18 protein-coding genes and 1 riboswitch are annotated in these 18,868 nt (G+C 57.3%); of the genes, 13 read left to right on the forward strand and 5 right to left on the reverse strand.

The features are described 5' to 3' along the window. Positions 1 to 521: 521 nt before the first annotated feature. Positions 522 to 2,543: an excinuclease ABC subunit UvrB gene (uvrB, locus tag ACFQW4_RS05465; RefSeq protein ID WP_377724259.1), complete on the forward strand. Its 2,022-nt coding sequence runs from the start codon at positions 522 to 524 to the stop codon at positions 2,541 to 2,543. 86 nt (positions 2,544 to 2,629) lie between these two features. Here the strand turns inward: uvrB and yvcK are convergent, their stop codons facing one another. Continuing rightward, positions 2,630 to 3,532, reverse strand: a complete 903-nt coding sequence (gene yvcK, locus ACFQW4_RS05470; RefSeq protein ID WP_110865766.1) for a uridine diphosphate-N-acetylglucosamine-binding protein YvcK — start codon at positions 3,530 to 3,532, stop codon at positions 2,630 to 2,632. Positions 3,533 to 3,727: 195 nt separating this feature from the next. Further along, positions 3,728 to 3,863, forward strand: a riboswitch (molybdenum cofactor riboswitch). On the opposite strand from yvcK, the gene moaA reads away from it, so the two are divergent. The 7 genes from moaA to ACFQW4_RS05505 all read left to right on the forward strand — a co-directional run bounded on the left by moaA (position 3,853) and on the right by ACFQW4_RS05505 (position 8,499). Further along, positions 3,853 to 4,839, forward strand: a complete 987-nt coding sequence (moaA, locus tag ACFQW4_RS05475) for a GTP 3',8-cyclase MoaA (protein WP_377724261.1) — start codon at positions 3,853 to 3,855, stop codon at positions 4,837 to 4,839. (Overlaps the previous riboswitch by 11 nt.) 17 nt (positions 4,840 to 4,856) lie before the next feature. Further along, positions 4,857 to 5,372 carry a molybdenum cofactor biosynthesis protein B gene (gene moaB, locus ACFQW4_RS05480; protein ID WP_101763177.1) on the forward strand — a complete coding sequence of 172 codons (516 nt, stop codon included), beginning with the start codon at positions 4,857 to 4,859 and terminating at the stop codon, positions 5,370 to 5,372. Positions 5,373 to 5,374: 2 nt separating this feature from the next. Then, positions 5,375 to 5,860, forward strand: coding sequence for a cyclic pyranopterin monophosphate synthase MoaC (gene moaC, locus ACFQW4_RS05485; RefSeq protein ID WP_110865768.1), 486 nt, complete (start codon positions 5,375 to 5,377; stop codon positions 5,858 to 5,860). After that, positions 5,853 to 6,098 carry a molybdopterin synthase sulfur carrier subunit gene (moaD, locus tag ACFQW4_RS05490; RefSeq protein WP_377724264.1) on the forward strand — a complete coding sequence of 82 codons (246 nt, stop codon included), beginning with the start codon at positions 5,853 to 5,855 and terminating at the stop codon, positions 6,096 to 6,098. Before moaC ends, moaD begins: the two co-directional genes overlap by 8 nt. A gap of 2 nt (positions 6,099 to 6,100) precedes the next feature. After that, the gene (moaE, locus tag ACFQW4_RS05495; RefSeq protein WP_280172881.1) at positions 6,101 to 6,553 is read left to right on the forward strand and encodes a molybdopterin synthase catalytic subunit MoaE; all 453 of its coding nucleotides are present in this window, start codon (positions 6,101 to 6,103) and stop codon (positions 6,551 to 6,553) included. Positions 6,554 to 6,633: 80 nt separating this feature from the next. Then, positions 6,634 to 7,728 (forward strand): DUF1615 domain-containing protein, encoded by a 1,095-nt coding sequence (locus ACFQW4_RS05500; RefSeq protein ID WP_222210714.1) that lies wholly within the window; start codon positions 6,634 to 6,636, stop codon positions 7,726 to 7,728. Between the two features lie 63 nt (positions 7,729 to 7,791). Then, positions 7,792 to 8,499, forward strand: coding sequence for a Bax inhibitor-1 family protein (locus ACFQW4_RS05505; RefSeq protein WP_377724266.1), 708 nt, complete (start codon positions 7,792 to 7,794; stop codon positions 8,497 to 8,499). Between the two features lie 57 nt (positions 8,500 to 8,556). Here ACFQW4_RS05505 and ACFQW4_RS05510 read toward each other — a convergent pair whose 3' ends face one another. From ACFQW4_RS05510 to ACFQW4_RS05520, 3 genes are read right to left on the reverse strand one after another with little or no spacing between them, the layout of a single operon-like run. Beyond that, positions 8,557 to 9,531, reverse strand: coding sequence for a lysylphosphatidylglycerol synthase domain-containing protein (locus ACFQW4_RS05510; RefSeq protein ID WP_101763171.1), 975 nt, complete (start codon positions 9,529 to 9,531; stop codon positions 8,557 to 8,559). Further along, on the reverse strand, positions 9,531 to 10,775 hold the full coding sequence (gene clsB, locus ACFQW4_RS05515; protein ID WP_101763170.1) for a cardiolipin synthase ClsB: 1,245 nt from the start codon (positions 10,773 to 10,775) through the stop codon (positions 9,531 to 9,533). The genes ACFQW4_RS05510 and clsB overlap by 1 nt, the downstream gene beginning before the upstream one ends. Further along, positions 10,772 to 11,533, reverse strand: a complete 762-nt coding sequence (locus ACFQW4_RS05520; RefSeq protein WP_101763169.1) for an endonuclease/exonuclease/phosphatase family protein — start codon at positions 11,531 to 11,533, stop codon at positions 10,772 to 10,774. The genes clsB and ACFQW4_RS05520 overlap by 4 nt, the downstream gene beginning before the upstream one ends. A gap of 177 nt (positions 11,534 to 11,710) precedes the next feature. Between ACFQW4_RS05520 and ACFQW4_RS05525 the strand changes: the two genes are divergently transcribed. The 4 genes from ACFQW4_RS05525 to ACFQW4_RS05540 all read left to right on the forward strand — a co-directional run bounded on the left by ACFQW4_RS05525 (position 11,711) and on the right by ACFQW4_RS05540 (position 16,003). Then, positions 11,711 to 12,103 carry a YbhQ family protein gene (locus ACFQW4_RS05525; protein WP_101763168.1) on the forward strand — a complete coding sequence of 131 codons (393 nt, stop codon included), beginning with the start codon at positions 11,711 to 11,713 and terminating at the stop codon, positions 12,101 to 12,103. 215 nt (positions 12,104 to 12,318) lie between these two features. Then, positions 12,319 to 13,707 carry an ATP-dependent RNA helicase RhlE gene (gene rhlE / locus ACFQW4_RS05530; RefSeq protein WP_192236598.1) on the forward strand — a complete coding sequence of 463 codons (1,389 nt, stop codon included), beginning with the start codon at positions 12,319 to 12,321 and terminating at the stop codon, positions 13,705 to 13,707. A 4-nt stretch (positions 13,708 to 13,711) separates the two neighbouring features. Further along, positions 13,712 to 14,668 (forward strand): tRNA dihydrouridine(16) synthase DusC, encoded by a 957-nt coding sequence (gene dusC / locus ACFQW4_RS05535; RefSeq protein WP_350261703.1) that lies wholly within the window; start codon positions 13,712 to 13,714, stop codon positions 14,666 to 14,668. Positions 14,669 to 14,794: 126 nt separating this feature from the next. Then, the gene (locus ACFQW4_RS05540; RefSeq protein ID WP_377724272.1) at positions 14,795 to 16,003 is read left to right on the forward strand and encodes an MFS transporter; all 1,209 of its coding nucleotides are present in this window, start codon (positions 14,795 to 14,797) and stop codon (positions 16,001 to 16,003) included. A 44-nt stretch (positions 16,004 to 16,047) separates the two neighbouring features. Here ACFQW4_RS05540 and ACFQW4_RS05545 read toward each other — a convergent pair whose 3' ends face one another. Beyond that, a complete protein-coding gene (locus ACFQW4_RS05545; protein WP_377724274.1) occupies positions 16,048 to 17,658 on the reverse strand; it encodes an inorganic phosphate transporter in 1,611 nt (536 codons plus the stop codon). A gap of 162 nt (positions 17,659 to 17,820) precedes the next feature. Between ACFQW4_RS05545 and ACFQW4_RS05550 the strand changes: the two genes are divergently transcribed. Beyond that, positions 17,821 to 18,846, forward strand: coding sequence for a transporter (locus ACFQW4_RS05550; protein WP_377724276.1), 1,026 nt, complete (start codon positions 17,821 to 17,823; stop codon positions 18,844 to 18,846). Positions 18,847 to 18,868 lie beyond the last annotated feature (22 nt).

Raw genomic sequence — 18,868 nt, forward strand, 5'->3', positions numbered from 1 at the left:
GAATGCGACACGCACGGCGGGAAAAATAAATGCGAAAAAATTTTTTTTCACGCTTAAGAATGGGCGGGAGAAAATTATACACAGCCGATGGGCTCGGGGCTGGATTCACTTATCCACCATTACTGTGGATAACCTTGTGCATTAGCGACTGAAAACCGTGTGGAAGCGAGTAAATTCGCGGACTTCCTACATTATGATGAGAAACTGGGCTTTTGAGTCAAAGTGAATTAAAACAGCAGGTTAGTTAAAATCAAGCATGCGAATTATCTGCCTTGTCATCGGACTGCAATTTAATGACACTCTATTGACAAATGTTAAAAGCATCCTCCGCCTGGGGATAACATTGCGCAACAACAACTTGCCGCCTGCCGCTTAAATTGCACTGAAGAGAATCGCCGTCAGGTGCCATTATCGTGCAAGGTTACTGTGATTATGTCCAGTATTTTTTTCTGGCAAATTCGCCATAGCAGAGTAGAATTAGCAGCCTGCCCGCCGACTTCATCTGCTGGAACCGCTAAAACATGAGCAAAGTCTTCAAACTCAACTCCGCTTTCAAGCCTTCAGGGGATCAACCTGAGGCGATTCGCCGTCTCGAAGAGGGACTGGAAGATGGACTCGCGCATCAAACGCTGTTGGGCGTGACCGGCTCAGGTAAAACCTTTACCGTGGCGAATGTGATTGCCGACCTCAACCGCCCGACGATGGTGCTGGCGCCAAATAAAACCCTGGCGGCGCAGCTCTACGGGGAGATGAAGGAGTTCTTCCCGGATAACGCGGTGGAGTTTTTCGTCTCATATTACGATTACTATCAGCCTGAAGCCTATGTGCCGAGTTCTGACACCTTTATCGAAAAAGATGCCTCGGTGAATGAGCACATTGAGCAGATGCGTCTGTCGGCGACCAAAGCGCTGCTGGAGCGCCGTGATGTCATCGTCGTGGCCTCGGTTTCGGCGATCTACGGTTTGGGCGATCCCGATCTCTACCTGAAAATGATGCTGCATCTGACGCGCGGCATGATTATTGATCAGCGCAGCATTCTGCGTCGTCTGGCGGAGCTGCAATACACTCGCAACGATCAGGCCTTCCAGCGCGGCACCTTCCGCGTACGCGGCGAAGTGATCGACGTATTCCCGGCGGAATCGGACGACATTGCGCTGCGTATTGAGCTTTTTGATGAAGAAGTTGAGCGGCTGTCGCTATTTGATCCGCTCACCGGGCAGATTGATTCGGTGATCCCGCGCTTTACCGTCTATCCGAAAACGCACTATGTGACGCCGCGTGAGCGCATTCTTAAGGCGATGGAAGAGATCAAAGATGAGCTGGTGGTGCGCCGCAAAGTGCTGCTGGAGAACAATAAGCTGCTGGAAGAGCAGCGTATTTCCCAGCGTACGCAGTTCGATCTCGAGATGATGAACGAGTTGGGTTACTGCTCCGGCATCGAAAACTACTCGCGCTATCTCTCCGGGCGCGGACCGGGCGAGCCGCCGCCGACCTTGTTCGACTATTTACCGGCGGATGGCTTGCTGGTGGTTGACGAATCGCATGTCACCATTCCGCAGATTGGCGGCATGTATCGTGGTGACCGCGCGCGTAAAGAGACGCTGGTGGAGTACGGTTTCCGCCTGCCGTCGGCGCTGGATAACCGTCCGATGAAGTTTGAAGAGTTTGAAGCAGCCGCTCCGCAAACCATTTACGTGTCGGCCACGCCGGGCAATTACGAGCTGGAAAAATCGGGTGGCGAAGTGATCGATCAGCTGGTGCGTCCAACAGGCCTGCTGGATCCGATTCTGGAAGTACGGCCGGTGGCGACGCAGGTCGACGATTTGCTGTCGGAAATCCGCAAGCGTGTTGAGATTAACGAGCGCGTACTGGTGACTGTGCTGACCAAGCGTATGGCGGAAGATCTTACCGAATACCTGGTGGAGCACGGCGAGAAGGTGCGCTATCTGCACTCGGATATCGATACTGTGGAACGTATGGAGATCATCCGCGATTTACGTCTTGGCGAATTTGATGTGCTGGTTGGCATCAACTTGCTGCGAGAAGGTCTGGATATGCCGGAAGTGTCGCTGGTGGCGATTCTCGATGCTGATAAAGAGGGCTTCCTGCGTTCGGAGCGTTCGCTGATACAGACCATTGGTCGCGCCGCGCGTAACATCAATGGCCGGGCGATTCTCTACGCCGATAAAATCACGCCGTCGATGGAGCGCGCGATGGGCGAAACCGAGCGTCGTCGTGAGAAGCAGCAGAAATACAACGAAGAGAATGGCATTACGCCGCAAGGGCTCAACAAGAAGATCACCGATATTCTTGAGCTCGGCAAAAACGTAGTGAAAACACGCGGTAAAGGCAAAGCCGCCTCACGTACCGCAGCAGAAGCGGAAGCCAACTATATGGCGCTTACGCCGCAGGCGATGCAGAAGAAGATTCACGAGCTGGAAGGGCAGATGCAGCAGCACGCGCAGAATCTGGAGTTTGAAGAGGCTGCCAGCGTGCGCGATCAGTTGCATCAATTGCGCGAGCTGTTTATTGCGGCTTCGTGATCGTGGTATCCAGGTCGCCATGAATGACGACCCTACAGGAATTCAGCGCGGTTTTCGTAGGGTGCGCATTCATGCGCACCTGGAAATTAAACGGCCTGAATCGCATGTTCCAGCGCGATGCGCAGCAGCTGGCGGTCATGGCGATATTTGATGTCGGCGGCCTCCAGCGGCTCGCGAATGATTAAACGCTCTTCCACGCCGCGAATATCGGCGGCTGGACTCACCACCACCGCATCAATCACCCGCTTGCCAATCGCTTTCTCCATGATCGCCAACTTATCGGCCACATTCAGGCTAGCCGCCGCTGGGCTCAGTTCGCGGCCCAGATTGCCGATAAACACCATGGTGGCAGGCGTACGGCGCAGCGCGCGCGCCATCTCTTCCATCAGCAGAATCGGCATCAGGCTGGTGTAGAAGCTGCCGGGGCCAATCAGAATCAAATCCGCTTCACCAATTGCCTCGATGGCTTCACGGGTTGGCAATACATTCGGATGTAACATCAACTCTTGGGGCGGCTGCTTCATCTCATCAATTGCCGTTTCGCCGTACACCATATTGCCTTCGCCATCCTGCGCCACCAGATCGACCGGCTGTTCCGACATCGGGATCAGAAACGCATCGACCTTGAGCAGATTGCGGATGATGTTGATGGCTTCCAGCGGGCGCACGCTGAGATGATCAAGCGCCTTCAGCATCAGGTTGCCCAGATTATGCCCGGCCAGCTCGCCATTGCCGGTGAAGCGATACTCAAACATCGCGGTGGCGACGCTCGGTTCGGTGATCAACTGATTGATGCAGTTACGCATATCGCCCCACGCAATGCCGCCTTCCGAGCGGCGAATGCGGCCGGTGGATCCGCCGTTATCGGTGGTGGTGACGATGCCGGTCAGGCGCGAACCTAACGGTGCCAGCGCCGACATCACGCGGCCCAAACCGTGTCCGCCACCTAATGCCACTACGCGATCCAAATCTGCCAGGGTTCGATTCATGTTTCTCCTTTGTCACTGACGTCCTCGCGTTGAGGCGTAGTTGAACTGATGTGCATCAATATCTGTGGTGCATTTTACCGTATCCTGTCGCGAAAATGCGGTGAAAAAACGTTATGCATCAAGATATATAGCGAAAATCACTCATGGATGCTAACCGTTAATCGCGCTACCATTCGTTTTAACCGTGTTGTCCATAATGACAACAAACTCCCAAGCCTGGTTTCCTAAGTCGTTATCGATATGGAAGCCAGGCCGCAGCCTTGAGCTGCCAGGGTGCAGAAAGAAATGACTGCATCTCCCGACTTTGGAAAGGTGTTCAGGTGCCACAATTTACAGATGCCTATGCGCGCAGCTTTTACTATCTGCGCCTGTCGGTCACGGATGTGTGTAACTTCCGTTGTACCTACTGTTTGCCGAACGGCTATAAGCCGAACGGTACGCACAATAAAAGTTTTCTCTCGCTGGATGAGATTCGTCGCGTGACGCGTGCCTTTGCGGCGGCGGGCACGGAAAAAGTGCGCCTGACGGGCGGCGAACCCTCCATGCGGCGTGATTTCACCGACATCATCGCTGCAGTGCGTGAAAACGCCGCCATTCGCCAGATCGCGATGACCACCAACGGTTATCGCATGGCGCGTGACGTACATGCCTGGCGCGCTGCCGGTCTCACCCATATCAACGTCAGCGTCGATAGCCTCGACGCACGCCAGTTTCACGCCATTACCGGCCAGGACAAATTTGCCGAGGTGATGGCGGGAATCGACGCCGCCTTTGATGCCGGTTTCGAGAAAGTGAAAGTCAACAGCGTGCTGATGCGCGATGTGAACAGCCACAGCCTCAGCACCTTCCTTGAGTGGCTGCGCCTGCGACCGATTCAACTCCGCTTTATCGAACTGATGGAAACCGGCGAAGGCAGCGATCTGTTCCGCCGTCATCACATCTCTGGTGAAGTGATCCGCGATCAGCTGATCATGCAAGGCTGGCAACGCCAGCCGCGCGGCCGCAGCGACGGTCCGGCGCAGGTGTTCCGTCATCCCGATTATCAGGGCGAAGTCGGCCTGATCATGCCGTACGAGAAAGATTTCTGTGCCAGCTGCAATCGCCTGCGCGTCTCGGCGCTGGGCAATCTGCATCTGTGCCTGTTTGGTGACGGCGGCGTGTCGCTGCGCGATCTGCTGGCCTCTGACGATCAGCAAGATGAGTTGCAGGCGCGCATTGCGCACAGCCTTGGACAGAAAAAGCAGACGCATTTCCTGCATCAGGGCAACACCGGCATCACGCAAAATCTCTCCTTTATTGGTGGCTAAACACAGGAGTTACGGCCATGGGTAAACCTTCCGGCGAATTTGTCGCCTTAAATGTGGCGGTGATGACCGTCTCGGATAGCCGCGATGCCAGCAATGACACATCGGGCGATTATCTGCGTGAAGCGCTGGCGGAAGCCGGGCATCAGGTGGTTGATCGCGCGATTGTGCCAGATAACCGCTATCGCATTCGCGCCACGGTATCGCGCTGGATTGCCAGCGACGATGTGCAAGTGGTGATCGTTAACGGCGGCACCGGTTTCAATAGCAAAAACAGCACGCCAGAAGCGTTGCTGCCGCTACTGGACCGCGAAATCGAAGGCTTTGGCGAGCTGTTCCGCATGATCTCCTATGAAGAGATCGGCAGCTCGACGCTGCAGTCGCGCGCGGTGGCTGGATTAGCCAATCAGACGCTGATTTTTGCCGTGCCGGGATCGACCAACGCCTGCCGCAGCGCCTGGGAGCGCATTATCGAAGATCAGCTGGATGCGCGTACGCGTCCGTGTAATTTCGTCTCACATTTGAAGAAGTTGTAAGCATGTCATCGTTAACTCATATCAATGCCGCTGGCGAAGCCCACATGGTGGATGTCTCTGGCAAAACCGAAACGGTGCGCGAAGCGCAGGCCGAAGCACTGGTGCTGATGAGCGCCGAAACGCTGCAGATGATTATTGACGGCAGCCATCATAAAGGCGACGTGTTCGCCACCGCACGCATCGCCGGTATTCAGGCGGCGAAACGCACCTGGGAACTGATTCCGCTCTGTCATCCGCTGATGCTGAGCAAAGTGGAGGTTACCTTGCTGGCGGAACCGCAGCATAATCGCGTGCGCGTCACCTCACTCTGTCGTCTCACCGGCAAAACCGGCGTTGAGATGGAAGCGCTGACGGCGGCGTCCGTTGCAGCGCTGACCATCTATGACATGTGCAAAGCGGTGCAAAAAGACATTGTCATCGACCAGCTGCGTTTGCTGACCAAAAGCGGCGGCAAATCCGGCGACTTCAAGGCGGTGAGCCATGATTAAGGTGCTGTTTTTTGCTCAGGTGCGGGAATTAACCGGCACCGCTTCACTGGATTTGCAGCCTGACTACGCCGATGTCGCCACGCTGCGCGCGGCGTTAGCAGAGAAGGGCGATCGCTGGGCGCTGGCGCTGCAATCCGGCAAGCTGCTGGCGGCGGTAAACCAAACGCTGGTGCCGATGAGTCATCCGCTGCGTGCGGGTGATGAAGTGGCCTTTTTCCCGCCGGTCACGGGAGGCTGATGATGGAAACGCGGATTCGTGTGGGTTCAGAGCCGTTCAACGTCGGCGAAGAGTACGAAAAACTCGCCGCCCATGACAGCGATGGTGCGGTCGTCACCTTCACCGGCAAAGTGCGCAATCACAATCTCGGTGCCAGCGTGGCGGCCTTGACGCTGGAGCACTATCCCGGCATGACGGAAAAAGCGCTGGGGGAGATCGTAGAAGACGCGCGTCAGCGCTGGGCGCTGCAGCAGGTTACGGTGATCCATCGCGTTGGCGAACTGTTTCCTGGCGATGAGATCGTGTTTGTTGGCGTCAGCAGCGCGCATCGCGGCAGCGCATTCGCCGCCACCGAATTCATCATGGATTACCTGAAAACCCGCGCGCCGTTCTGGAAGCGTGAAGCCACCGCCGCAGGCGATCGCTGGGTTGATGCCCGAGATAGCGATCATCAGGCCGCTGAACGCTGGAGCTAGCGCGCAAAATCCTCCGGCTCCGATAGCGGCAGGCCACTGAAAACGTTAAGGTACGGTTTTTGTTGGCGTCAGGGAGCAGGATGAACACGAGCAAGATGATGAAAGGCGCAGCTTTGCTGGCTGCGCTGGTGCTGGCCGGTTGTAGCACGAAAAAAGAGCCGCAGGCGCCCGCGCGTCAGCCCGCTGATGTGAAAAGCCAAATCCAGCAGTTGTTGCCCAGCGACGTGAAGCAGAAATCCGCCTGGGCCGACGACATCTATACCGCGTTCCGCGTGCAGCAAATTGATGCCAGCGTCAGCAACCTCTGCGCGGTGATTGCCGTTACCGATCAGGAGTCTAACTTCAGCGCCGATGCGGTGGTGCCGGGCTTACCGAAAATCGCCTGGGGCGAGATTGATCGCCGCGCCGCCAAAGTGCATGTGCCGGCATTTCTGGTGCGCACCGCACTGCTGATCAAATCACCGAATGGCGAAAGCTATGCCGCGCGTCTGGATAAGGTGCGCAGCGAGAAAGAGCTGAGCGCCATTTTTGATGATTTCATCGATATGGTGCCGATGGGGCAGAAGCTGTTTGGCAACCTCAACCCAATTCATACCGGCGGGCCGATGCAGGTCAGCATTGCGTTTGCGGAAGCGCACGCCAAAGGCTATCCGTATGCGGTTGACGGCTCGATTCGTCGTGAAGTCTTCACCCGTCGCGGTGGTATCTACTTCGGCACGCTGCATCTGCTTGGCTACCCGGCCGATTACAGCCAGCCGCTGTATCGCTTTGCCGACTTCAACGCCGGTTGGTACGCCAGCCGCAACGCCGCATTTCAGGCGGCCATCGCGCGCGCCAGCGGCATCAAGCTGGCACTGGACGGCGACCTCATCGTCTATGGCAGCGATCAGGCCGGTTCCACCGAACTGGCGGTGCGCAGCCTGAGCAAGCAGCTGGATATGAGCAATCGTGAAATCCGCCGCGATCTGGAGAAGGGCGACACTGAAGATTTTGCCAAAAGCACGCTGTGGAAGCAGACCTTTATCCTCGCCGATAAGATGGCCGGAAAACGTCTGCCGCGCGAAATGCTGCCGGGCATCAAGCTGGAGAGCCCGAAAATCACCCGCAATCTCACCACCGCGTGGTTTGCTCAGCGCGTAAATGGCCGCTATCAACAGTGCTTGACGCGCCGTTGACGCAAACGGGTGTACACTCCACACTTACAGAGTTTATTAACGTAACCGCTAATGAGGCGCTTCATGGATCGATATCCACGTAATGATTCAATCGTGCAGCAGGCATCCACCTCGCTGCAGACCTACATGGCGCAGGTATATGGTTGGATGACCTGCGGCTTGCTGCTGACCGCGTTTGTTTCGTGGTTTGCTGCCCGCACACCTGTAGTAATGGAACTGGTGTTTGCTAACCGCATCACTTTCTTCGGTTTGATCATCGCGCAGTTAGCGCTGGTGTTTGTGTTGTCTGGCATGGTGCATCGCCTGAGCGGCGCGGTCGCCACCGCACTGTTTATGCTCTATTCGGCGCTAACCGGATTAACCATGGCGAGTATTTTCCTCGTTTATACCTACTCATCCATCGCCAGCACCTTCTTCGTGACGGCCGGGATGTTCGGTGCCATGAGCTTCTACGGTTACACCACTAAGCGCGACCTGAGCCGTTTTGGCAGCCTGCTGTTTATGGCGCTGATCGGTATTTTGCTGGCGTCACTGGTGAACTTCTGGCTGAAAAGTCCGGCGCTGATGTGGGCGATTACCTATATCGGCGTGGTGGTGTTTGTTGGCTTAACCGCCTATGACACGCAGAGGCTGAAGGCGATTGGCGAGAATATCAACGTCAATGACAAAGAGAACCTGCGTCGCGCCTCAATCATGGGTGCGTTAACGCTGTATCTCGACTTCATCAACCTGTTCCTGATGCTGCTGCGCATCTTCGGCAACCGCCGCTAAATCCCGCACCAGACTGTCCCCTTTCCCGCCTGCGGGAGAGGGGAACTCCGCACAAACTCACCGCGATACCGATTTCTCCATCTTCTGCTCATTCTTCTGCCGTAAATGCTTCGCGCGGCTCTCCAGCCACAAATAGAGCACCAGCGCCACCAACAGCGGCAGAATAAAATAGAGCACGCGGTAAGCCAGCAGCGCTGCAATAATGGTGCCGTGCGAGGCGTGTTGCCCACTGAGCAGCGCCAAAAATACCGCTTCCAGCACGCCAATCCCGGCCGGGATGTGAATGATCACACCGGCGATACTGCTGATCAGCAACACGCCTAACACAATCGGATAATCCACCTGACGCGCCAGCAGTAGCCAGATAATCATGCCCATCACCATCCAGTTGGCGCAGGAGACCGCAAACTGGAACAGCGCCATGCGCAGCGAAGGCAGCTGCAGATGCTGGCCTTTAACCGTCCAGCGGCGCTTCTTCGCGAAGGCGCAAGCCCACAAATAGACCGCCACCATCACCAGCAGCACCGCGCCAATGATGCGCAGCGTGGTTTCACCAATGAACCAACCGGAGGGAATCGGCACCATGCCCGCCGCAAACACCACGCCGGCCAGCAGAATATAGCCTAGCCAGTTGGTGGCGATGCTCAGCGAGAAAATGCGCGTAATGGTATTGCCCGGCAAACCGAGTCTTGAGTAGAGCCGATAGCGCATCGCCACGCCGCCAACCCAGGTGCTGAGCGTCAGGTTGAAGGCATAACAGATAAACGACACCAGCATCACCTGGCGCTTCGCCAGCTTATGGCCGCAGTAGGCTCGTCCAATCAGGTCGTACAAGCCATAGGTCAGATAACTCACCACCACCAGTGCAGCAGCGCTTAGCACCACATAGCGGTTATAGCCGACGATCACCGTATAGACGTCTTCCCAGTTCACCTTGCGCGCATACACCACCAGCAGCACAATCACCGCAATAAAAAACAGCCAGGTGAGGATTTTCTTCGCCAGTTGCCAGCGCGGATTCTTTTTCGACATTAGGATTTTGCTCCTGAATTATCGGCTTCAACCCGATCCTGAGTTTCCATTTCGGGTTGTACGGGGGGAGCAACTTGCGACAAGTGTGGCGTGTGCGCAGGCAACCATCCGGCAATAGCCGGGAAGTGACGTAAAAAGTGGAACACAATTACGCCCTTGGTGAGCTGCCACCAGTTGCGCGGCGGCAGCTTGTCATCCTCCACGCGCACGCAGTCCTGCTGAATCAGCAGTTCCAGATTGTCGCGCAGCGTCTGGTTGAAAGCGCGATCGTGCACCATCAAATTAGCTTCCAAATTGAGAGATAAACTCAGTGGATCGAGGTTGCTGGAGCCGACGGTGGACCACTGCTGATCCTGCACCGCAATTTTGCCGTGCAGCGGGCGGCGGCAATATTCATACACTTCCACACCGCCATCGACCAGATAGTTGTACAGCAACTCGGCACCGACTTTGACGATCGGCATATCGGGCTCGCCCTGCACAATCAGCCTGACGCGCACGCCGCGCTGTGCCGCGCTGCGCATTTCGCGCAGCAGACGATAGCCGGGGAAGAAGTAGGCGTTGGCAATAATCACATCCTTCTGTGCCTTGCGCAGCATGGCGAGATAGTGCTGTTCGATGTCGTCGCGGTGTTCGTCGTTATCGCGGTAGACAAACAACACCTGCGCTTCACCGGGCATGGCGTTGACCGCCGGGCGATGGGAACGCGCACCCCACCAGCGCCGCGTGTGCTGTTCGCTGCCCATTTGTTGCTGCACGTATTGGGCAATATCCAGCACCACCGGGCCTTTCACCTCCACGGCATAATCCTGTTTGGCCTCTGCACCGAAATCGATGTTATGTTCAGCGGAGAAGTTGATGCCGCCTACAAAGGCGATCTGTTCATCGATCACCACAATCTTGCGGTGCAGGCGACGAAACACATTGGTGCGCATGCCGAGCACCAGCGGACGCGGATCGTAATAGATAAAGCGCACGCCCGCGGCCGTCAGGCTATCCACAAATCGGTCGGAGAGATCTGGCGAGCCGTAGCCATCGACCATCACCTCGACTTTGACCCCGCGCCGCGCCGCCTTGAGCAACTGTTCGTGCAGATCGTTGCCGACTTCGTCCTCAAACAGGATGAAGGTTTCCAGCAGCAGCGTGCGCTCGGCGCGTTGGATCGCGCCTGATACGCGCGGGAAAAACTGGTCACCATTTTCTAACAGACGGAGCTGATTACCGTCGCGCCAATTGAAACTCATAGGAAAATCTCCACCGCTAACGGCGCATGATCGGACAGGTGAGACCAGGGTTTAACCGGCAGCGCCCACGGCTTACTCACCGTAGCGTTGCGGATGTAGATACGATCTAGCCGTAACAGCGGAAAACGCGCCGGGAAGGTGCGGGCAGGGCGGCCGGTTTTGATGCTGAACACTTCCTCTAAGCCCACCGCGCGTTTGAGAAAGCGATTGGCGCTGACCTGCCAGTCATTGAAATCACCGGCCACCACCAAAGGCGCATCGGGCGGAAGCGTATCGATAAAGTCGCACATCATCTTCATCTGCGCCTGGCGATGTTTCTCCTTCAGACCGAGATGTACGCAGAACACATGCAGCGGTTCCGCCCGATCCGGCAGGCGGATTTGGCAGTGCAACATGCCGCGTTTTTCACTTCCGGCGACGGAAATATCGCGGTTTTCATATTCAACGATGGGAAAGCGTGACAATATCGCGTTCCCGTGATGTCCCTCGGGATAAACCGCGTTGCGGCCATAGGCAAAATCGTTCCACATGGTATCGGCCAGAAATTCGTAATGGGAGGTTTCCGGCCAGTTTTCAATGTGCAGCGAATGGATGGCGTGGGTACCCATTACCTCTTGCAGGAAGACGATATCCGCCGACGTGGCGCGAACAGCGTCACGCAATTCCGGCAGGATAAAGCGGCGATTAAAGCTGGTGAAACCCTTGTGGGTATTGATCGTCAGGACTTTAAATGAAAATCCTTGCGTATTTTGTGGCATACTTCGACGCGCTCCTTTTCATCATCAACAGCACAAAGTGTAGTCTTTGTCACAAATGGATGGTGTTAAGGGCAGAAAATTAGGGCGTAATCCGAAATTTGCTTTACATTGAGGACGTTCGTCTGGCCTCCAGCCAGATACACTTGGGCGACCTGTTGGGTCTGCCAGGAGAAGAGAATGAAATGGTCTAATCGTGTTCAGATTGTTACCGGACAAACTTGTTTGCACATTGCAATGCACCTGCTGGTGATTGCCGCACTGGTTTGGGGCTGGAAACATAGGGCGCTGGTTGAAGTGAGCAGTACCCTGGTGGCAGCTTATGCGGTGGTATTCATTACCATGCTGGTCATGCAGCGTAGTGCCCGTTTACGTAGAATGGGTGATTCCCTCGAAGAGGTGACCACCACTTACTACTTTGGCGCAGCGATGTTAACGCTGTTCCTGATCTCCCGCTTTATCCATAACAACCTGCTGATTGGTCTCCTCGGCGTGGTGATGTTGGTGGGACCGGCGCTGGTTTCACTGCTGGCGAAAGAGCCGGTTCAGCGCATCGAGAAGAAGCGCAGTTGATCGATTAGGGACCGCAACCCTGCGGACCTGACAAAAAGGAGCCCAATGCGGCTCCTTTTTTTATGGATGCTGTCTGCGCGGAAAGCTGCTAAACTCGCGCCCTTACGCATGGTAGTTTGTGCCCTTTTCACACGTGAGCCCCGCGCTTGCGTCATATCCCTCCTGAAAACTACATCGCCTACGGCGGTCAGGACGGTTCGGAGTAATACACCTGCATGTCATTTGACTCTCTCGGCTTAAGTGCCGATATTTTGCGTGCGGTAGCAGAACAAGGCTACCAAGAGCCGACGCCGATTCAGCGTCAGGCCATTCCTGTGGTGCTGGCTGGTCGTGACCTGCTGGCGAGCGCCCAAACCGGCACCGGTAAAACCGCCGGCTTTACGCTGCCGTTGCTGCAGCGTCTGACTGCAAAACCGTCCACGGCGCGTGGCCGCCGTCCGGTGCGTGCGTTGATCCTGACCCCGACCCGCGAACTGGCGGCTCAGGTTGGCGAGAACGTGCGTGAGTACAGCCAATATCTCGATATCCGTTCGCTGGTGGTATTCGGCGGCGTGAGCATCAACCCGCAGATGATGAAACTGCGCGGCGGCGTTGACGTGCTGGTGGCGACACCGGGCCGTCTGCTCGATCTGGCGCACCAGAACGCGGTTGATCTGTCACAGGTTGAAATCCTCGTGCTGGATGAAGCGGATCGTATGCTCGACATGGGCTTCATCCACGACATCCGTCGCGTGCTGGCGCGTCTGCCTGCTAAGCGTCAGAACCTGCTGTTCTCTGCCACCTTCTCTGACGAGATCAAAACGCTGGCGGAAAAACTGCTTACCAACCCAGAACAGGTTGAAGTTGCGCGTCGTAACACCGCCTCTGAGCAAGTTTCACAGCAAGTGCATTTCGTGGATAAGAAGCGCAAGCGGGAACTGCTGTCGCTGATGATTGGTCGTGATAACTGGCAGCAAGTGCTGGTGTTCACCCGTACCAAACACGGCGCCAATCATCTGGCTGAGCAGCTGAACAAAGACGGCATCACCGCCGCCGCGATCCACGGCAACAAGAGCCAGGGCGCGCGTACCCGTGCATTGGCTGACTTCAAATCCGGCGGCATTCGCGTGCTGGTCGCGACCGACATCGCGGCGCGTGGTCTGGATATCGAAGAGCTGCCACACGTGGTGAACTACGAGCTGCCAAACGTGGCGGAAGATTACGTGCACCGTATCGGTCGTACCGGCCGTGCGGCTGCTACCGGCGCGGCACTGTCGCTGGTGTGTGTTGATGAACACAAACTGCTGCGTGACATTGAGCGTCTGCTGAAACGTGAAATCCCGCGCATCGAGCTGCCTGGCTTCGAAGTCGATCCCAGCATCAAAGCCGAGCCAATCCAGAACGGTCGTCAGCAGCAGGGCGGCGGTCGCGGTCAAGGCGGACGTGGTCAAGGCCAGGGTCGCGGCCAGGCCGGCAACGTTTCTCGCCCGCATAGCGGCAATGCGCCACGTCCGCAGGGTGAAGCGCGTTCCGCGCGTCGTCCAGCGCAGGGCGCAAGCCAGGCTGCGCCAGCCGCCAACAGCGGTCGTCGTCGTCCGGCACCAAAGAAAACCGGGAACGCCTAACGTCATGAGGGTGTTGCTGGCGCCGATGGAGGGCGTGCTTGATTCGCTGGTGCGTGAGCTGCTCTCCGGGGTGAATGATTATGACTTGTGCGTGACCGAGTTTTTGCGCGTGGTCGATCAGCTGCTGCCGGTAAAATCCTTCAATCGTTTGTGTCCTGAGCTGCATAACCACAGCCGCACGCCGTCAGGCACGCGCGTTCGCATGCAGCTGCTCGGGCAATACCCCGAGTGGCTGGCCGAGAACGCCGCGCGCGCGGTGGAACTCGGTTCCTGGGGCGTTGATCTCAACTGCGGCTGTCCGTCAAAGCTGGTCAACGGCAGCGGCGGCGGTGCCACCTTGCTGAAAGATCCCGAACTGATCTATCGCGGCGCGAAAGCGATGCGTGAAGCGGTGCCGGATCATCTGCCGGTGACGGTGAAAGTGCGGTTGGGCTGGGATTCTGGCGATCGTCGTTTTGAGATTGCCGATGCGGTGCAGCAAGCTGGTGCCAGCGAGCTGGTGGTGCACGGTCGTACTAAAGAAGACGGTTATCGCGCCGACAGCATTAACTGGCAGGCGATTGGCGAAATCCGCCAGCGTCTGCGCATTCCGGTGATCGCCAACGGTGAGATCTGGAACTGGCAGGACGCGCAGGATTGCATGCGCATTACCGGCTGCGATGCGGTGATGATAGGGCGCGGCGCGCTCAACGTGCCGAATCTGGCGCGCGTGGTGAAGTACAACGAAGCGCCGATGGCGTGGCCCGACGTGGTTGCCTTGTTGCTGAAGTACACTCAGCTGGAAAAGCAGGGCGATACCGGCATGTATCACGTGGCGCGCATCAAGCAGTGGCTTGGCTACCTGCGCAAGGCGTATCACCAAGCCGACGGCTTGTTCAGCGAAGTTCGCACCCTCAAAGTCTCCGCCGACATCGCCACCGCAATCGAGCGCCATGCCGCAGCAATAATCAAATCCTCGTAGAGTCGCCATTCATGGCGACCTTCTCAACAAGTGCATAAACTTTATAACTAAAAAACCCGCGATCTCTTAGCAGGCTAAGGTTATAGTTAGTGTCCATTTTCATCACCATTCCCGACGCCACTTTCCATGTCTGACGCCGCTGTACTGAGTAACGCTCAGTTAAATAAACGTATTCTCTCCGTCATTGTTTTCACCTTCTTTTGCTATCTCTCGGTGGGTTTGCCGCTCGCGGTGCTGCCGGGATTTGTGCATAACCAGCTTGGATTCAGCTCGTTCATCGCCGGATTAATCATTAGCCTGCAATATTTCGCTACGCTATTAAGCCGCCCGCACTCCGGTCGTCTGGCGGATCGCTTTGGTCCGAAGCGCGTGGTGATGATGGGATTGGTGTTCTGTGGCATGAGCGGCGTGTTATCGATTATCGCCGCGCTGTGCAGCGACATGCCGCTGCTGAGCCTGGCGCTGCTGGCGGCGGGGCGCTTGTTCCTTGGCGTAGGTGAAAGCTTCAGCAGCACCGGATCGACGCTGTGGGGCATGAACATTGTCGGTCCGCTGCAAACCGCGCGGGTGATCTCGTGGAACGGCGTAGCGACCTATTTCGCCATGGCGATTGGTGCACCGCTCGGCGTGCTGCTTAATCAGTGGTTTGGCATCAGCGGCTTTGCTGGTTTAGTGGCGATCATGGGCGTTGCCGGATTCTGGATGGCGAGTCGCAAAGCGGGCGTCAGCGTCTCCGCTGGCGTGCGCATTCCGTTTCATCGCGTGGTCAGCCGCGTGTGGATGTTTGGTCTGGCGCTTGGCTTTGGCACCATTGGTTTCGGCGTAATTTCCACCTTTATCACGCTCTATTTCGCCAGCCGCGACTGGAGCGGTGCGGCGTTCGCGCTGACGCTGTTCAGCCTCGGTTTTGTGATTGTGCGCCTCGGTTTTGGTCGCTACATCACGCGTTTCGGTGGCCTGAAAGTGTCGCTGGTGTCGTTCGTGCTGGAGTGTGCCGGACTGCTGCTGATTTGGCAGGCCGACAGCATCTGGCTGGTGGATTTGGGCGCGTTCCTCACCGGCGGCGGTTTCTCGCTGGTGTTCCCCGCGCTAGGTGTGGAAGCGGTGAAGCGCGTACAGCAGCAGGATCAGGGGTCGGCACTCGGCACCTATTCGGCGTTTCTTGATTTAGGACTGGGATTAACCGGTCCGGTGGCGGGCTTGCTGATTGGGCATTGGGGCATGCAATCGGTCTATCTGGCGGCGGCGCTGATGGTGCTGGGCGCGTTTGCTATCACGCTGCGTCTGCACCACCAACACGGCCGGCAGACGGCCGCGCAAGCGCTGAGCGAATAACGCTTCATCGGCAAACCCCCGTGCGCCGCCGTTGTTTACCGCAGTTAAAAGTGGATAAACAGGGCGTAAAGCAACCCCGAAAGTAACACGGACACCGGCAGCGTCAGCACCCACGCCATCCCCAGATTGCGGATGGTGGCGAGTTGCAGACCTGAACGGTTGGCGGCCATCGTACCGGCGACGCCGGAAGAGAGCACATGGGTAGTAGAAACCGGCAGGCCAAACGCGTCGGCCGCGCCGATGGTCGCCATCGCTACCAGCTCAGCGCTGGCACCTTGCGCGTAGGTCAGATGGGTTTTGCCGATGCGTTCGCCCACCGTCACCACAATGCGACGCCAGCCAACCAGGGTGCCGAGACCCAGCGCTAACGCCACCACCACTTTCACCCACATCGGGATAAAGCGCGTGGCGGCATCCAGCTCTTTCTTCACCGCCGCCAGGTTGCGCGCGGTCTCTTCCGGCAGCGCTACTTTGGCGCTTTGCAGATGCTTAATGGTTTCGGAGGCCAGATACATGTCGTTTCGCGTGTTGGTCACCGCCTGCGCCGGGATATTCTCCACTGCGCCGTAGCGACGAATCTGGTCGCCGATATCGCCCAGCATCATGCCGAGCGCCGGCAACACCTGTGGACGAGTCTGGCTGGTGCGCACGAATTCGGTCAGCACCTCGCGCGGCGCGGGCATGGCGGCGGGCGCCGGTTGCAGCGTCAGCAGCTGCTGTTCCGTCACCTGAGTCAAGGCGGCGACGCGCGGAATCTGCTCCGGCGGCAGCGAGCGGTTCAACGCGTAGGCAATCGGCATGGTGCCGACCAGAATCAGCATGATTAGGCCCATGCCTTTCTGCCCGTCATTCGAGCCGTGCGCGAAAGAGACGCCGGTGCAGGTGAGGATCAGCAAGCCGCGAATCCACACCGGCGGCGGCTGGTTGCCCTTCGGCGCTTCATACAGCTGGCGATTGCGGATAAAGGCTTTCATCGCCAGCAGCAGCAGTGCGGCGCAGACGAAGCCGACAATCGGCGACAGCAGCAGCGCATACCCGACTTTAATTGCCTGATCCCAATCCACGCCGCTGGTGCCGCTGCGGCCATGCAGCAAGGCGTTCGCCACGCCAACGCCGATAATCGAACCGATCAGCGTATGCGAAGAGGAGGCCGGCAAACCAAAATACCAGGTGCCGAGGTTCCAGATAATCGCCGAGAACAGCAGCGCATAGACCATGGCAAAGCCGTGGCCGCTGCCCGCTTGCAGAATTAACTCCACCGGCAGCAGCGAGATGATGCCGAACGCCACCACGCCGCTGGAGAGCAGCACGCCCAAAAAGTTACAGAAACCGGACCACATCACCGCCACGCCCGGCGACAGCGAATGGGTGTAGATCACCGTGGCGACGGCGTTGGCGGTATCGTGGAAACCGTTCACAAATTCAAAACCGAGCGCAATGATCAGCGCCACGCCGAGCAGCAGGAACGGTGTGTAGCTGGTGACCGGCGCACCGGTCTCTTCAACGTCATTAAACAGGTTGATGCCGGCATACAGCAGGCCAGCAATCAGCAACAGCACGAAGATCAGGCGTGAGGCAGGGCCGTTGCCGCGGTTAAGGTTCGGGCGTCCGCTGTGGGACGAGGAGGTCGATGCAGGTAAACTGTTTTCAGCCATAAAACACCTCAGTGTTAAATCACGATGCTCGAACGGCACCCGTTAATGGCAGTGTGATACGTGGTTTGTATGACAGAATGATGATGGCGCACGCCCGGTGTCATCTTGCTGCAATATCCCTGTCGCACGCTGTGGATCTGACCGCTCGGGAATGACCTGCTAATGCTCCAGCCCGTACTACCGCTCGCCTCGCTGCCGGACTTCAATAACGACGTCGCCGGACTGATTCATGGTTATCTGTTTACGCCCGCGTCGCTGCCACAGCGGCTCAATGCACGCGAAGCGGCCCAGCTATCGCAGCAGCAACTGCCGGAGTCGACCTTTATCTGGCTGCACATCAACCTTAATCACGCGCGTGCTGAACGCTGGGTTCAGGACCACTTAGGCGTAGACCACGATTTTTTCGACGAGATACATTCTGCTTCGCCGCGCACCCGTTTAGCCCAGCAAAACGATGCGCTGCTGGCGGTACTTAATGACGTCACCTTCAGTAAAGAGGAGCGCAGCACGCAGAACGCCACGTTGTGGATGTGGTGCTGCCCGCGTGTGGTGGTCACCGCGCGTTTTCGCCCGGTTGGCATGATCGAACGCATGCATCAGCAGATGAATGAACTGAAGTTCGCCGAGCCGGATGCGATGCTGCTGTGGCTGCTTGGCGAGCAGGAAGCGCAGCTGGAGCAAGTGGTGCGGCGTTCCAGTCAGGCGGTGGATGCGATTGAAGAGCGCTTGCTGAGTGCGGCGATTAAAACCAATCGCCGTGAGCTGGGACAACTGCGTCGTATGCTGCTGCGCGTGCAGCGTTTGCTGGCACCGGAACCGGCGGCGCTGTTCCGCTTGCTGAATCGTCCGCCCAAATGGCTAAAGCGTGAACCCCTGGGCGAGCTGCGAATTTTCACCGAAGAGTTCAGCGTGGCGCTGAATGATTTGGCGAGTTTGATGGAGCGGATTCGTTTGCTGCAGGAAGAGATTGCCGCACGATTGATGGAGCAGAGCAACCGCACGCTGTTTTTGCTGACGGTGATCACCGTGCTGGCGCTGCCGATCAATATCGTGGCGGGATTTTTTGGCATGAACGTGGGCGGGATTCCGCTGGCGAATAATCCGCACGGCTTTTTGCTGCTGGTGTTAGTAGTACTGGCGTTTACCCTGGTGGCGGGTTGGCTGGCGTTTCGACGACCGCGTGATTGATTGACGTTGCGCGATGAATCGC

The sequence above is a fragment of the Pantoea sp. GCM10028869 genome (assembly GCF_042666835.1).
GTDB classification, from domain to species: Bacteria; Pseudomonadota; Gammaproteobacteria; order Enterobacterales; family Enterobacteriaceae; genus Pantoea; species Pantoea leporis.